This is a genomic window from Paraburkholderia sp. BR10872, from assembly GCF_040965835.1.
GTDB classification, from domain to species: Bacteria; Pseudomonadota; Gammaproteobacteria; order Burkholderiales; family Burkholderiaceae; genus Paraburkholderia; species Paraburkholderia nodosa_A.
In genome coordinates, this window is the sequence record NZ_JBFRCN010000029.1 from 42,529 (window position 1) to 57,748 (window position 15,220).

A 15,220-nucleotide genomic window follows, 5' to 3' on the forward strand; every position below is an offset into this window, starting at 1 on the left:
GCGCGCCGGCCGGCGAGCCGAGGTTTTGCATGAGACCGATGCTGGTCCGCCTGCACCGCTGGTTCGGTCTTGGCACCGCAGCCTTCCTGTTCCTCGCCGGACTGACCGGCGCGGTGATCGCGTGGGACCACGAACTCGACGCGCTGCTCAATCCAACGTTCTTCCGTAGCGCGACGCCGGGCACCCCGCTGCCTGCGCTCGAACTCGCGAAGCGTCTCGAGGCCGAAGAACCGCATGCGGTCGTAACCTTCATGCCGCTTTCCGTCGAGCCTGGCCATACCTGGATCGCGCAAGTCGCGCCGCGCCTGAACCCCGCGAGCCAGGCGCCCTACGCGCTCGACTTCAACCAGGTCGCGCTCGACCCCGTCACGGGCGAGGAGCAAGGCCGCCGCATGTGGGGCAAGGCTTCGCTTGCGCGCCAGAACCTGATCCCCTTCCTCTACCAACTCCACTACACGCTATTCATGCCGACGAAGATGGGCATCGACTTCGGCGTGTGGACGATGGGCGTGGTGGGGATGGTATGGCTGCTCGACGGCTTCATCGCGATCGTCCTCGCGTTCCCGAACCTGAAAAGCTGGCGCAAGTCGCTCGCCTTTCGCGTGAAGCGCGGCGGGTATGCGCTCACGTTCGATCTGCACCGCTCGGGCGGCGTGTGGCTCTGGGGACTCCTGATCGTGGTGGCCGTGACATCGATTTCGATGAACCTCGGCACGCAGGTCGTGCGCCCCGTGGTGTCGGTGTTCTCGACGCTCGCGCCGGACCCGTTCCGCATCGTCGCGCCGGGCCCCGCGCTCACGCCCGCTGAAGCCACCGCCGCGCGCGAACGCATCGTGGCGGAAGCCGCCGGGATGGGCCGCCGGGAAGGCATCACAGCGCCGCCGGGGGGACTCTTCGGGCTGCCCACCTCCGGCGTGTATGGCGTGGGCTACTTCGAGGCGGGCAACGATCACGGTGACGCGGGCCTCGGCAATGCGTGGCTCATCATGAACGCGCGCACGGGCCAGGTGCTCGGCAGGCAGATTCCGGGCCGCGGCAGCGCAGGCGATATCTTCATGCAGGCGCAGTTTCCGTTGCACTCGGGCCGCATTGCCGGGCTGCCGGGACGTATCGCCATCAGCATTACCGGCGTTGTCGTCGCGATGCTCAGCGTGACCGGCGTGCTCATCTGGCTCAAGAAAGCGCGTGCGCGGCGCAAGCCCGCGAAGCAGGCGAAGGCGGCCAGCACGATCGGCACGCGCGAGCGCGCCGCGAACTGACCGCCCGGGTCAGCCACTCAGAACTTGTGGCGGATGCCCGTCACCGCGAGGAACTGGTTGCCGTTGCTCGATGCGCCCGACGTCCCTTCGATCTGCGCCACGGCGTTCGTTGCGCGCTGATAGATGAGGTCGAGATAGACATCCGTGCGCTTCGAGAGGAAGTATTGCAGCGCGCTGGTCGTCTGCCAGTAGTGCCAGCTATCCTTCTGGCCGTTCGCATTCACGCCCGTCCAGGTTTCGCCGATCGCGGCATGAATGGACGGCGTGATCGCATAGCGCAGGCTGACTTCCGCGTTCTGATAGTGCTGGTATTGACTTTGCGGCGTCAGCTCGAACGCGACGTTCGTGTACATCGCACCCACGCCGAGATTGCCGAAGGTGTACACACCGCCCGCGCCCCAGATGCGCTGCTGCGTAATGCCCTTCAGGAACGTGAAGTAGTTGTCCGAAGGAATCGCGCCGGTCGTGTCCGTGGCCGGATGATCGAGCTGCACATACGCTGCGCCGAACTGCAGCGGCCCGCCCGCATAGCTCGCGCCTACGCTCCATGAACGGTTCGTCCCGAAGTTGCCCGCGTTGTTGCTGAAACCGTACATCGAGTTGATCGTCAGGCCGTGGAACTTGGGCGTGACGTACTTGACCGAGTTGTCGGTGCGGAACGTGTTGTTCAGGTCGTCGGTATCGAACGGGTGCGTACCGTATTGCGACGTCTCCACGGCCATCTGCAGCGGTTCGAGCGAGTCCTGCGCCGCGTTGTACTGGCGCCCGAACGTGAGCGAGCCCCAGCGGTCGCTCGCGAGGCCCACCCACGCCTGGCGGCCGAAGATGCGACCGTTCGCACTCGCGGTGCCGGTCTGCAGGTTGAAGCCGTTCTCGAGGCGGAAGATCGCGCGATTGCCGCCGCCCAGATCTTCGCTGCCGAGCAGGCCCCAGCGCGAGCCCTGCTCGCTGCCGGCCGTCGCCTGGAAGTTCGACTTGCCGCCCTGGTTGCTCGTGTAGGTGAAGCCGCCGTCGGCGATGCCGTAGAGCGTGACGCTCGACTGCGCGTTAGCGTGCGAGGCCGCGAGACCGAGACCGCCGATGACGAGTGCGAGGGTGTGCCGGGATGCGTGAAACATGCGTTTTTCTCCTTCTGGCATTCGATGTGCCATCAATTGACGTTGATCTCCAGATGCGCGCCGCGAGGTGCGATCTATCTTTTGCAGTCCTGATGAAACGGCATCGCTGTGCAGCGCAGAGCGTCGGTTGCCTGCTCGTACTCCCCGTTAGCGATGCTTGCCTCACCCGCTTGTTTTATTGTTTAAAACAGCGTATTATTAATTATTCGGGCCGGCTTTCCGTCCCGTCAAGAAGCTGTCAAAAACCCGCGACACGACGCACGGCGTCGCGGCGTCCGTCAAAATCGCTGTAATCCTTTACAGTTGGTTCATTTCACCGTTTTTACCGAGCCATTCCAGGGGAAACCCCAATCGGCCCAATTTTTACCGCGCGCTACGCTGTCTCTTGAAATTAAAACGCTGTTTTATTCACTAAAACAGACGACAAGTAACTGACTAGCGATGACGAACACCAGCCTTCTTTCCCCCCAGGCAGACGAACACGCGCCCTGCTTCACCGTTGCGGCACAGGCTGCGCCGCTGCCTATCGTGTTCGACTCCCCGCATAGCGGCATTACGCTGCCGGACGACTTCGGCACCGTCGCGCCGCGCGAGGCGATCCTCACCTCGTGGGACGCGTTCGTCGACGAACTGTGGGGCGGCGTTCCCGCGCGCGGCGGCGTGCTGATCGGCGCACGCTTTCCGCGCGCCTATATCGACCCGAACCGCGCCATCACCGACATCGACGCCGAACTGCTCGCCGAGCCCTGGCCCGAGCCGCTCGCGCCCGAGCCGTACACGCGACGCGGCATGGGACTGATCCGCCGCTACGCGCTGCCCGGCATGCCGCTCTACGATCGCAAGCTTTCTGTCGATGAAGTCCGGCACCGCATCGACGCGTATTACCGCCCCTACCGCGCGGCGCTCGCTCAGGCGGCCGAAACGGCTTACGCACAACACGGCGCGCTATGGCACGTGGATTGTCACTCCATGAAATCGCGCGGCAACGAAATGAACGTCGACTCGGGCGAGGCGCGCCCCGATTTCGTCATCAGCGACCGGCGCGGCACGACGTCGGATCCGGCCTTCACGCAATGGGTCGCCGAGCACTTTGCGGCCGCCGGCTATCGCGTGCAGATCAACGAGCCTTACCAGGGCGGCGACCTGCTGCGCGCCGTGAGCGATCCGGCGCGCAACCGGCACAGCATCCAGATCGAACTGAACCGCGCGCTCTACATGGATGAGGCGACGTGTTCGAAGCATGCGGGTTTCGACACGCTCAAGCGCGACCTCGACGCCTTCGCCGACGCCCTCGCCGACTGGGCGCGCGCGCGACTCAACGCAAAGTGAGCATAGCCATGACCTATATCGTCGATGCCGTCGACAACGCGCTCAAACTGCTCAGCTATGTGGCCGAGCATCCCGGCCTTGGCGTAACGGAACTGTCCACGCAGCTGGGTATCAACAAATCGCGCACCTATCGCATGCTCTGCACGCTGGAGCTGCACCGCTATGTCGTACAGGACGCACAAACCTCCACCTACGCGCTCGGCCCGCAAGCCTTCGTGTTAGGCGTGGCGGCCACGCAGCAAAACACGCTCGTACGCTCGGCCTCGCGCCACATGCTCGCGCTCAACCAGGCGATCAACGAGACGATCGTGCTGCGGGTGCGCGAGGGCCTCGAGACGGTTTGCGTCGCGCGATGCGAGACCACGCACCAGGTGCGAGCAGTAGGCGCGGTGGGCAACCGCCGGTCGATCAACCACGGCGCTTCGGGCAAGGTGTTGCTCGCGTTCGCACCCGGTGCCGTGCGCACCGACTATCTCGCGCGCATGAAGAAGATGCCCGAGGCGCCGGACCTGATCGCGCTTGTCGAGGAACTCGATGCGATCGCGCGCAAGGGCTACGCCGTGAGTCTCGGCGAAGTGACGGCCGGCGCGGTGGCGATCTCCGCGCCGGTGCGCGATATGTCGGGCGCGACGGTGGCGGCCGTCGCCATTTCAGGGCCGGAAATGCGCATCGGCCGCGCCGAGATTCCCGACTACCTCGAACGTCTTCAAGCCTGCGCCGATGCGATCTCCGCCGAGCTCGGCTATGCGGGCGCACGCGCCGCGGCGCTTTCCGCCTGAGTACGCACAGAGGAATCCTTATCATGATCGCCGCTCCGCCCTCTTCCCCGCGCGAAGACACGACGCCCACCGAAGACGCAAAACCGGAAACCAGGCCGCACGGCAAGATGCTGCACCCTGTCGTCATGATGCTCTGGGTACTCGCCTCCGCATTGGCGATGACCTGGTTCGTCGACGCGGGCCGCTTCGAGCGCCACGACAAGCTGGTGATTCCGGGCACCTACCACGTGGTGCCGAAAAGCAGCGATCTCGCCACGCTGGTCGCGCCGTCAGTGACAAAGAGCACGCTGGATCATGCGGCGCCCGCGAGCCTCGTCTCCGTGTTCGTCGCCATCCCGAACGGGCTCATCAAGAACGCGCCGCTCATCGTCATGGTGATGTTCGTGGGCGGCATGTTCGGCGTCATGAAACGCACGGGCGTAGTGGACGCCGGCATCGACCGCCTGCTCCAGCTCACCGCCGGCAACGTCTACGTGCTCGCGCCGCTGCTCATGATCCTGATCGGGCTTGGCAGCACCCTGCTCGGATTCATTTCGGAGTACCTGGTCATCATCCCGATGGTGATGCTGCTCGCGAAGCGACTGGGCCTCTCGAATCTGTTCGCAGTGGCGCTCGTCGCGATCGCGGCGAAGATCGGCTATATCGCGTCGGTTACGAATCCGCTTTCTCTCGCGGTGGCACAGCCCATCGTCGGCGTGCCGCTCTTTAGCGGGCTGGCGTTGCGGCTCGGCGTGTTCGTGGTGTTTCTGACGATCGGCGTCGCGTATCTGCTGCTCTATGTGCGTCGCAGCGGCTATCGGCGCGAGGCCGCCGTCGAGGCGCTGCATGCGCCTACGCCGCTCTCGCGCCGCCACAAGGCGACGCTCGTCATCCTCGCTTTTGCGGCCGCTGCACTCGTGTTCGGCACGCGCGAACTGAAGTGGGGCAACGTCGAGCTTTCCGCATTCTATGTGGCGATCAGCATCGTGACAGCGCTCGTCGGGCGGCTCGATTCGCGCAGCGCGTCCGAGGCCTTTGTCGACGGCATGAAGGGCATGGTACTCGCGGGTCTCCTGATCGGGCTTGCGGCATCGGTCGAATTGATCCTCCAGAACAGCTTCGTGCTCGATACGCTGATCGACTACTTCACGCGCCTCGCGCACGGACGCTCGAGCGTCTGGGTCGCCAACGGACTCATGGCCGTGCAGATGCTGCTCGACGTGTTCATTCCTTCGGTTTCGGGCAAGGCAGCGGTGAGCATGCCGATCATCGGGCCTATCGCACAGCTTTCGGGCGTGAGCGGGCAGACCTCGGTGCTCGCATTCGTGCTGGGCGGCGGCCTCACGAACATGGTCACGCCCACCTCCGGCATGCTGCTCGCGTATCTCGCCACGGCGCGCGTGGGCTTCGGCGAGTGGATACGCTTCATTCTGCCGCTCTTTCTCGTGCTGCTCGTGCTGTCTTCTGCGACCCTTGCGCTTGCGGTAGTCACGGGATATTGAAGCGCGACTACAAAAGCAAACGGGCAGCCGAAGCCGCCCGTTAGTCGCTTGCGAACTACGCCCTCAACGCGTCACTTCATCGAACGCGGCCAGCAAGCGCTCGACATCGGCGGCGTGAATGTCGCCCATCGTCGAGATGCGGAACAGTTCCGCCGACAAGCCGCCCTGCCCCGCATAGATCACGAAACCGCGCGCCTTGAGCGCGTCATGTAGCGCGGGATAATCGACGCCCGCGGGCAAGCGGAACGCGCGCAGCACCACCGACGATTCGTCCTTCGGCAGCACGCTTTCCATGCCGCGCGCAGCGAGCCCCGCGCGCACCTGCTCGGAAAGCGCCGCATAGCGCGCGTGACGCGACTGCCAGCCGCCTTCGTCAGCGAGTTCGCGCAGCGCCTCGACGAGCGCGTAGTACGCGTGCACCGAAGGCGTGAACGGCGTATTGCGCTGGTCCTGCAGCGTGGCAAGACGCTTGAGATCGAGATAGTACGTGCGGCTATGCGCTTGCGCGAGCGCGCCGCGCCGCGCGACGACGAAGGCCGCGCCCGGCACGCCGTGCAGGCACTTGTTCGCCGTGGCCGCCACCGCCGCGATGCTCGCGTCGCCGAAATCGATCGCTTCGGAACCGAAGCTGCTCACGCCGTCCACGAGCATCTGCACGCCGCGCGCGCAACACGCTTCGCCCAGTGTGCGCAGATCGTTCAGGCGCCCCGTGGTCGTTTCATGATGAATGATCGCGACGTGCGTGACCGACTTGTCGGCGTCGAGCGCGGCCGTGATGCGCGCGAGATCCGGCGCCTGCATCCAGTCGTGCTTAACCACTTCATGCGCGATGCCATACTGCTTCGCGATCGCGGTGATGCGCTCGCCATACACACCGTTCTCGACGATCAGCAGCTTGCCGTTCGCGGGCACGAGCGTCGAGATCATACTTTCGACCGCAGCCGTGCCGGAGCCCGTCATGAGCACGGCCTGCCATTGCGCGGGGTCGAGATCGTAGACGCTCACGAGACGCGTGCGCGCCTCTTCCTGCACGTCGAAGAACTCGCTTTCGCGATGGCACAGGTCTTCCTGGAGGAGGCTCTGACGCACGCGTTCGGTGAGCGTGACCGGGCCGGGATTGAGCAGCAGCATGGTAGTTCCTTATTCAGCGGACGTGACGACGGCGGCGCCGATGTGGCGCATGAGGCGCGTCTTGACATCGGGCGGCGTGATCGTGGGGCGCGGCAGGCCATCGGGCGTACCGCGGCGAATCGTCAGGCGTACGAAGCGCGTGCCTTCGACATCCGAAGCGCGCTTCGCACGTTCGCGCGCGGCGGTGAGCACGCTGTCGAGCATGGCGAGATCGTCGCCTTCCACGGCGTCGGCGTAACCGCACGCGGCGGCAACGTTCGCGAACGACACCTGCGCCGACACGGTGGCCTGGCCACCCGTCGAATCGTGCACGCCGTTGTCGAGCAGCACGTGCGTGAGGTTCGCGGGGCCATAGGCGCCGAGCGTGGCGAAAACGCCCATGCGCATGAGCGCCGCGCCGTCGCCGTCGAGCGCGACCACGTTGAGGTCGGGCCGCGCAAGCGCGAGACCGAGCGCGAACGGCGTGACGCAGCCCATCGAGCCCACCATGTAGAGCTGGTTCGAGCGGTCGTCGAGTGCGTAGAGTTCGCGGCCGCAGAAACCCGTCGAGGCGACGAGCACCGTCGACTCGGCAGGCGTCGCCGCGATCACGTGCTCGAGCGCCTGCTGGCGCGTGGGCAGTTGATCAGGCGTCCGCCCGGTCCATTTGACCTGCGCGACCGGCAGCGCGTGCTTCGCCGGCATCGCGCCGCCGCCCTCGAGTTCGTACGGCGCCACGCTGCCCTTCTGCATGACGAGCGCGTACGGGCGGCCCGTTGCGTCCATGTGCTTGATGGCGCGATCGAGCGCCGCCGCGATCTGGTCGGCTTCCGTGGGGAACGTCTCCCACGGAATTTCCATCGTTTCGAGCATCTGCGGCGTAACCGGGCCCATCAGCGCGTGCTGCGGCTCGTCGGGCACGCCCGGCTGGCCGCGCCACGTCACGATCAGCAGTTGCGGCAGACGGAACGTCCATGTCAGCGAAGTGAGCGGGCTCACGGCGTTGCCGAGGCCCGAATTCTGCATCATCGTGATGCCGCGCTTGCCCGCGAGCGCGACGCCCGCGATGACCGCGACCGCGTCACCTTCGTTGGCCGCGCTCACGTAGTGCAGCGAGTCGTCCTGCAGCACGTAGTTGATGAACGGCGTGAGGTACGAGCACGGCACGCCGGCGTACCACTCGAAGCCGCGCGAGCGCGCCGCTTCGACGAATTGTGCGGCTTCGATCATGCCTGGCCCTCCGCGCCCAGCGGCGTTTGCGCGTGCGTATAGACGCCCTGAGCGAAATCTCCCGCGCGGCGGAAGTCTTCGAGGTCGTTCACGCCGCGCCAGTGGCCGTGCACGTACTGCACTTCGATTTTCTCCCCGTCTGCGATCAGTGCGTTGAGCAGCGCCGGCATGTCGAGCGTGTCAAAGTCGGCGCACGTCTGCAGCTGCGCGAGCTTCTTCGCGAGCTTCGCACGGCCCGCGCCTCGCACGTTCACGAGGCCGATCCAGCGGCCGTGCGGGGCCGCGCCGTTCGCGGCCGGGTCGCTCGCCACACGCTCGAGGATCACCTTGCTGCCGAACAGATCGCGCTCGTCGGCGGCCGAGCACCATGCGAAGTCGCGCGTGCTGCTGTTCTCCGACTCGGGCGACGAGTCCACCACCACGCTGAAGTCCGCTTCGCTTTCTACTAGATCGCGCAGGATGTAGCTGCGGAACACAAGGTCGCCGTACGAAATCACCGTGTCGTTGTCGAGCGCACCGACCGCGCACGCGAGCGAAGCGAGTTCGTTCGTCTGCGCGAATCGCTCGTTGCGCACGAGCTTGATGCCCGCCGTGTCGATGGCTTCGGCCTTGTAGCCGCCCACCACGGTGATGTCGTTGACCGACTGCTTCTTGAACGCGTCGACGAGCCAGCGCAGGAGCGGCTTGCCCGCGACCGGCAGCATGACCTTGGGCTTGTCTTCCGTGTAGGCGTCGAGACCCGAGCCGCGGCTCGCGGCCAGCACGATCGCCGAGCCCGCGCCGCGCGACGTGGCGCTGAGGTAGCGGTCTTCGGCTTCCGAGTATTCGTCGGCGTCCTGCAAGCGGAAAATTTCGTTGACCGTAGCAATGCGGTCTTCGACATCGACGAGGGTTTGCGTGTCGTAAATCGTTTTGGTGACGGCCTGCATGGCCGAAACGGCCGCGCGGATCTGGTGGTTCGCCCAGATCACCGTGCTGATGCCCGCCTTGCGGAATACCTCGGTCGGCGTGCTGTAGTACTTGGTCGGCACGATCACGAGCGGGCCGCGGCCCGCCCACTCGCGCGCGAACGTGAGGATCTCGTCAGCTTTCGAAAGCTTGCTGTGGATGAGGATCGCGTCTGCGCCGGCCTGGCGATACGCTTCGGCGCGCTTGAGCGCTTCGTCCATGCCCCAGCCCGCGATCAGCGCCTCGACGCGCGCGACGATCGAAAAGTGCTCGTCGGTCTGCGAATCCTTGCCGGCCTTGATCTTGCCGCAGAACTCGTCGATGTCGGCAAGCGGTTGCGCTTCGCCGCCGATGAAACTGTTGGTCTTCGGGAACACCTTGTCTTCGATGCACACGCCCGCAATGCCGCGCTGCTCCAGCTTGCGCACGAGACGGCGCACGTTGTTGAAGTTGCCGTAGCCGGTGTCGCCGTCGAGCAGGATGGGCAGGTCGCTCGCGTCGGCCATGAACTCGAGGTTGTCGACCACCTGGGTCCAGCTCGCCTCGTTGTTGTCGCGCACGCCGAACTGCGCGGAGATCGAGAGGCCCGAGCCCCAGATCGCCTTGAAGCCCGCCTCGCGCGCGATGCGTGCGGAAAGGCCGTTGTGCGCTTCCATCAGGAATTCGAGTTCGTTGCTGGTCAGCATCTGGCGCAGCCGCGCGCTGCGCGATGTGGCAAGAGCGGCGGGGACCAGGGCGGGTTCGCGTGCGTTCATTCTTGTTGCTCCAGTGGACGTCATGCGGGCCGCAGCGGGGCTGCGCCGTGTGCGTCGCATCGTTGGTAAAGGTCCTTCATCCCGGCTTGATCGCAAGCCTCGAAGTCAGGCAGGCCGGGGGCAAAGTCGCGACTATATCGGAAATGATTCCTATCCGCAGTCGATCCCTGCAAAGAGTGGCGAATCATGGAGTTGCTGTGAAATTTGTGGCTTTTGTCGGCGCGTTCGCAGGCGTTTCAGCAGCGCGTCATATGCGCCAGATCAAGGACTTTGATTTGTATGAAGAAAAAGCTGCCTAAGCAGGGTTCCCCCTGGGTCTCGCGCACGTTTGCGTGGGCCGTAAACACAGTCTGGCGGCAACGCATCGCCAGTCGCACCGCTCCTGCCCTGTGAAATATCCGACCGACCATGCAGAACATGACCCTCAACAAAAAGCTCCGCTCGATGATCGCGATCCTCTGGATCGGCCTGCTGTTGATCGTCGCCTTTGGCGCCTGGCAAAGCCGCGAAGCGATGATCCGCGAGCGGCGCGCGCAGCTCACCACGCTCGTCGACGAAGCGACGAGCATCGCCAACTACTACTACGGGCTCTCGCAGCGCAACGTCATGCCCGAAGCCGACGCCCAGAAGCAGGCGCTGACCGTGATCGGCTCGATCCGCTACAGCACCGACGGCTATCTGAGCATCAACAACTCGCAGTCGGTCATGCTGATGCATCCGATCAAGCCCGAGCTCGACGGCAAGAACCTGAGCGACTTCACCGACCCCGCGGGCACCCATGTGTTCACCGGGCTCGTGAACGCCGCGAGCGGCCCGAACGGCGGCTTCCTCGACTACCTCTGGGCCAAGCCCGGCCACAGCGAGCCCGTTCCCAAGCTGAGCTTCGGCCGCCGCTTCGTGCCGTGGGACTGGGTGATCGTGACGGGCATGTACATGGACGACGTGCGCGCCGAGTTCTACGACAGCCTGCTGCGCTGGCTCGGCATGACCTTCCTGCTGGGCGGGGCCGCCACGGCCGTGATGGTGCTCGTGGTGCGCAGCGTGCGCAGCAGCATCGGCGGTGAACTGGAAGGCGCGGTGGACGCGGCCAATCGCATCGCCGAGGGCGACCTCACCTTGCGCCTGCAGGTGCAGGGCACGAACGAGACCAGCCTGATGCGCGCGCTCGCGACGATGCAGACGGCGCTCGTGCAAACCGTCTCGCGCGTGCGCAGCGGCGCCGAAAACATCAACGTGGGCGCGAACGAGATTGCGGCTGGCAACACGGATCTCTCGCAACGCACCGAGGAACAGGCGGCGGCGCTCGTGCAGACCGCGTCGAGCATGGATCAGATGACGGCGAACGTGCGCCAGAACGCGGACAGCGCCCAGCATGCGGCGTCGCTCGCGAGCCAGGCCGCCGACGTCGCGACGCGCGGCAGCGCTGTAGTCGACGACGTCGTGCGCACGATGGGCGACATCACGACGAGCTCGCAGCAGATCGGCGACATCATCGGCGTGATCGACGGCATTGCGTTCCAGACCAACATCCTCGCCCTGAACGCCGCTGTGGAAGCGGCGCGCGCGGGCGAGCAAGGCCGCGGCTTCGCGGTGGTGGCCGCCGAAGTGCGCAGCCTCGCGCAGCGCTCCGCCACCGCTGCCAAGGAGATCAAGGCGCTGATCGAAAAGTCGACCGGCACCGTGACCGAAGGTCAGCATCTCGTGACCAACGCAGGCGCGACGATGACCGAGATCGTGCAGTCGGTGCGACGCGTGCACGAGATCCTCGAAGAGATCAGCAACGCTTCGCGCGAGCAGAGCGCCGGCATCGAGCAGGTCAACCGCGCCGTGGGCGAGATGGATCAGGTGACGCAGCAAAACGCGGCGCTCGTGGAACAGGCGGCAGCCGCCGCCCATTCGCTCAAGGATCAGGTGAGCGTGCTGCGCGAGTCGATCGCGAGCTTCCGCTTGCCCGCGCACGCGTAACGCTGTCGCCACGCCGGCTCGCCGCCGGTTCGCCGCCGGTACGCATCCCTACCCGCCGGGCCGCATTCGCGGCCCGGTTCGCTTTGCGCCTCCCCCGCTCCCCTGCACCGCTCGCGCGCCCAATTGCCTCGCCGCCGTGCGCACCCATCATTTCAATTCAATTACATCATGTTTACAATGTGATTCTGCCTTCCACCCCGCCTTGCCGATGATCCGTTCCAGGAAACCGCCGCGCGACCCGCACGCCACCGCGACCCGTCACCCGATGCTTGCGCCGCGCCTGCCCGCGTGGCGCTCGAAGTTCATCGTGTTCATCACCTTCGCGGCCTTTGCAGCGCTGGCCGGGCGCGCGTTCTGGATTCAGGTCGCCAATCACGGCTTTTACGTGAAGCAGGGCCAAAAGCGCTACCAGCGCACGCTGGAGCTCGACGCGATGCGCGGGCGCATCGTCGACCGCAACGGCGCGCTGCTGGCCGTGAGCCTTGCGACTTTCGAAGTCTGGGTGAATCCGCGGCTTCTCGATGCCGCCGCGCACGCGCCGCTCGCGCGCCTGCTCGACATGCCGCTCGCGGAACTGGACCGGCGCGTTGCCGGCGACCGCTCCTTCGTGCTGCTCAAGCGCCAGGTGGACGCCGACACCGCCGCGCACATCGACGAGATGGGCATGGGCGGCATCACCCTGATCGCCGACTCGAAGCGCTATTACCCCGAAGGTGAATCGGCGGCGCACGTGGTGGGCTTCACCGACATCGAAGACGCCGGCCAGGAAGGCGTGGAACTCGCCGCGAACGCGCGCCTGCGCGGCACGCCGGGCCAGCGCGAGGTGATCCGCGACCGGCTCGGGCGCGTCGTTTCGGAGCCGAGCGAGCGCGTGCAGCCACGCAACGGCGACACCGTGCAGCTCACCATCGACCGCCGCGTGCAACAGCTCGCGTACACGCAGCTCAAGGCGGCCGTGGCGAAGAATCATGCGGAAGCGGGCAGCGTCGTCGTGCTCGACGCGCAGAACGGCGAAATCCTCGCGCTCGCAAACTGGCCGTCGTTCGACCCGAACGACCGCGCGCGGCTCACGGGCAAGCAGTTGCGCAACCGCGCCGTGGTCGACACGTTCGAGCCCGGCTCGACCATCAAGCCCGTGGTCGTTTCGCTGGCAATGGACCTGCACAAGGTCAACGCGAACACCCTCATCGACACCGCGCCGGGCACGTACCGCATCGGCCCCGCGACGATTCACGACACCTCGAATCACGGCCGCATGACCGTGGCGGAGGCCATCCAGAAGTCGAGCAACGTCGCGCTCGCCAAGCTCGCGCTGAACCTGCCCGCGCAAACGATCTGGGACAAGTATCAGGAGTACGGGCTCGGGCAGCGGCCCGGCGTCACGTTCCCGGGCGCGGCGCCTGGCCGCGTGCGGCCGTGGGCGCGCTGGCGCCCCATCGAGCAGGCGACGATGGCCTATGGCTACGGCCTGTCCACCTCGCTTTTGCAGATGGCGCAGATCTACACGGCCTACGCCGGCGACGGCACGCTGCATCCGGCCGCACTCCTGCGCGAAGCGCCGGCCGGCGCGGGCGGTGCCTCCGCGTCGGAGGCGCGCGCGGTCACGACGCCGGCCACGGCCGCCGCCATGCGCAAGATGCTGGAGATGGCGACGAGCGACGGCGGCACGGGGCGCGCCGCGAATGTGGAAGGCTATCGGGTGGGCGGCAAGACCGGCACCGCGCGCAAGCAGATCGGCGCGGGCTATGCGAAGAACCGCTATCGGGCGCTGTTCGTCGGCATGGCGCCGATGAGCGCGCCGCGCGTGATCGTCGCGGTCATGATCGACGATCCGGCGGGCAAGGCATTTTATGGCGGCACGGTTGCGGGGCCGGTATTTTCGGGTGTGACGGCCGGCACACTCCAGTTGCTCGGCGTGCCGCCCGATGTCGCGGCCGGCCCCGAGAGCGCCAAGGGTGCCAGCGGCACCCGGGCCGGCTCAGGGCGCGGTTAGCGCCGCAATCAATGGTGGCGATACGCGGGCGGCGGCTCGCTGCCCGACACGGCGGGCGCCCCCGCTTCTGCATTGGGTGCGGGCGGCGCGCCGTAACCCGATTGCGCGACCTGCTCCTGCGCCAGACGCGCTTCGTTGGCGCGCTTTTCGGCGAGCCGGCGCATGGCGCTCTGCACATCTTCCGGATACGTGGCATCGTTCGCCGAAGCCGGGTTGTAGCCCACCGACTCCAGATCGACCAATTCCTGCAGCACCTGGGCCCGCGTCACCGGACCGTTGTGCGTGCCGGTGGATTGACCGAACGAGACCGCCGGAACGATCGCCATCATCGACACCAGCGCCGCGCGCAGCATTGCGTTTTTCACCATGCTCTCCGTATGAATTCGATGAGCAAAGTCTACGCAGCGCGGCCACGCACAAAAACCGGCTAGCGAGGGAGAGAGTCTTCCATTCCTCGCAAGATTGATAAGGAGTTCTGCGGTCCTCAGATCTGGTCGCGGCCAAATGCGCGCAGCCCGTCGAGATCGAGCACGTCCACGCGGTTATACGAGAGCGCGACGAGCCCCTGCCGCTCGAGCGTCTGCAGGGCCTGATTGATCCGTTGACGCGACGCGCCCGCCAGCATGCCGATCTCCTCCTGCGAGATGTCGAGCGCCCGCCCCGTCTCGGGATAAAGATCGGGATTGAACATCTGCGCGAGCGACTGCGCGACGCGCGCATCGACGTCGAGCAAGCGGCTGTTCTGGATCAACGCGATGAACTCGCCCATGCGGTTGTTGAGCTGATGGATCACGAAGCGGCTGAACGGCAGGCTGCAGTCCATGAGCCGGTGGAACGTCTCGGTGGCGACGGCCATGACGAGCGACGGCTGCAGCGCGATCACGTCATACTTGCGCGGCTCGCGCTTGATCACGCTGCCCTCGCCGAACCAGCCGCCGTGCGGCACGCCCGAAAACGTGCAGCCGCGCCCCGATGCATTGAAGATCGCCAGCTTCACGAGGCCGGAACTCACGCCGAGCCACCAGTCGGAGGGCGCTTCGCGCGCGGCGACGATCGCGCCCGCGGCATAGCCCTGCGCATGCGACGACGCCAGCACCCATTCGCGATGCTCGGGCGCGAGCCCGCGGAACCACGCGTAGCGCTCGAACAGCGAGGCAAGACGCGCGGCGTTGGCGGCGTCGATGCGCTCGCCTTCGCGCCAAGAATCGCGGGCGGCCGGTGTCCCGTCCGGGGGCATAATGGATTGCGACATC

12 protein-coding genes are annotated in these 15,220 nt (G+C 66.1%); 6 read left to right on the top strand and 6 right to left on the bottom strand.

What is annotated here, in order from left to right; all coding sequences use genetic code 11:
- The first annotated feature begins 29 nt into the window (after nucleotides 1-29).
- Nucleotides 30-1,259, top strand: a complete 1,230-nt coding sequence (locus AB4Y43_RS22205; RefSeq protein ID WP_368728791.1) for a PepSY-associated TM helix domain-containing protein — start codon at nucleotides 30-32, stop codon at nucleotides 1,257-1,259.
- A 17-nt stretch (nucleotides 1,260-1,276) separates the two neighbouring features.
- Here the strand turns inward: AB4Y43_RS22205 and AB4Y43_RS22210 are convergent, their stop codons facing one another.
- Entirely contained in the window at nucleotides 1,277-2,377 is a 1,101-nt protein-coding gene (locus AB4Y43_RS22210) for a porin (protein ID WP_368682561.1), read from the bottom strand.
- 441 nt (nucleotides 2,378-2,818) lie between these two features.
- Between AB4Y43_RS22210 and AB4Y43_RS22215 the strand changes: the two genes are divergently transcribed.
- From AB4Y43_RS22215 to AB4Y43_RS22225, 3 genes are read left to right on the top strand one after another with little or no spacing between them, the layout of a single operon-like run.
- The gene (locus AB4Y43_RS22215; protein ID WP_083245007.1) at nucleotides 2,819-3,706 is read left to right on the top strand and encodes an N-formylglutamate amidohydrolase; all 888 of its coding nucleotides are present in this window, start codon (nucleotides 2,819-2,821) and stop codon (nucleotides 3,704-3,706) included.
- A gap of 8 nt (nucleotides 3,707-3,714) precedes the next feature.
- A complete protein-coding gene (locus AB4Y43_RS22220; RefSeq protein WP_069261780.1) occupies nucleotides 3,715-4,485 on the top strand; it encodes an IclR family transcriptional regulator in 771 nt (256 codons plus the stop codon).
- Between the two features lie 23 nt (nucleotides 4,486-4,508).
- Nucleotides 4,509-5,966 (top strand): YfcC family protein, encoded by a 1,458-nt coding sequence (locus AB4Y43_RS22225; protein ID WP_368728792.1) that lies wholly within the window; start codon nucleotides 4,509-4,511, stop codon nucleotides 5,964-5,966.
- A 63-nt stretch (nucleotides 5,967-6,029) separates the two neighbouring features.
- Here AB4Y43_RS22225 and AB4Y43_RS22230 read toward each other — a convergent pair whose 3' ends face one another.
- From AB4Y43_RS22230 to aepX, 3 genes are read right to left on the bottom strand one after another with little or no spacing between them, the layout of a single operon-like run.
- Nucleotides 6,030-7,097: a 2-aminoethylphosphonate aminotransferase gene (locus tag AB4Y43_RS22230; protein ID WP_368728793.1), complete on the bottom strand. Its 1,068-nt coding sequence runs from the start codon at nucleotides 7,095-7,097 to the stop codon at nucleotides 6,030-6,032.
- Nucleotides 7,098-7,106: 9 nt separating this feature from the next.
- Entirely contained in the window at nucleotides 7,107-8,306 is a 1,200-nt protein-coding gene (gene aepY / locus AB4Y43_RS22235; RefSeq protein WP_368728794.1) for a phosphonopyruvate decarboxylase, read from the bottom strand.
- Nucleotides 8,303-10,009: a phosphoenolpyruvate mutase gene (gene aepX / locus AB4Y43_RS22240; RefSeq protein ID WP_368728795.1), complete on the bottom strand. Its 1,707-nt coding sequence runs from the start codon at nucleotides 10,007-10,009 to the stop codon at nucleotides 8,303-8,305. The genes aepY and aepX overlap by 4 nt, the downstream gene beginning before the upstream one ends.
- 417 nt (nucleotides 10,010-10,426) lie before the next feature.
- On the opposite strand from aepX, the gene AB4Y43_RS22245 reads away from it, so the two are divergent.
- Nucleotides 10,427-11,974 (top strand): methyl-accepting chemotaxis protein, encoded by a 1,548-nt coding sequence (locus AB4Y43_RS22245; RefSeq protein WP_368728796.1) that lies wholly within the window; start codon nucleotides 10,427-10,429, stop codon nucleotides 11,972-11,974.
- A gap of 208 nt (nucleotides 11,975-12,182) precedes the next feature.
- Complete coding sequence (locus AB4Y43_RS22250) at nucleotides 12,183-13,967, top strand: peptidoglycan D,D-transpeptidase FtsI family protein (RefSeq protein ID WP_368728797.1); 1,785 nt, start codon at nucleotides 12,183-12,185, stop codon at nucleotides 13,965-13,967.
- A gap of 8 nt (nucleotides 13,968-13,975) precedes the next feature.
- Here the strand turns inward: AB4Y43_RS22250 and AB4Y43_RS22255 are convergent, their stop codons facing one another.
- Nucleotides 13,976-14,332 carry a DUF4148 domain-containing protein gene (locus AB4Y43_RS22255; protein ID WP_368605752.1) on the bottom strand — a complete coding sequence of 119 codons (357 nt, stop codon included), beginning with the start codon at nucleotides 14,330-14,332 and terminating at the stop codon, nucleotides 13,976-13,978.
- A 119-nt stretch (nucleotides 14,333-14,451) separates the two neighbouring features.
- The gene (locus tag AB4Y43_RS22260) at nucleotides 14,452-15,204 is read right to left on the bottom strand and encodes a Crp/Fnr family transcriptional regulator (RefSeq protein ID WP_342947159.1); all 753 of its coding nucleotides are present in this window, start codon (nucleotides 15,202-15,204) and stop codon (nucleotides 14,452-14,454) included.
- Between the last annotated feature and the right edge of the window lie 16 nt (nucleotides 15,205-15,220).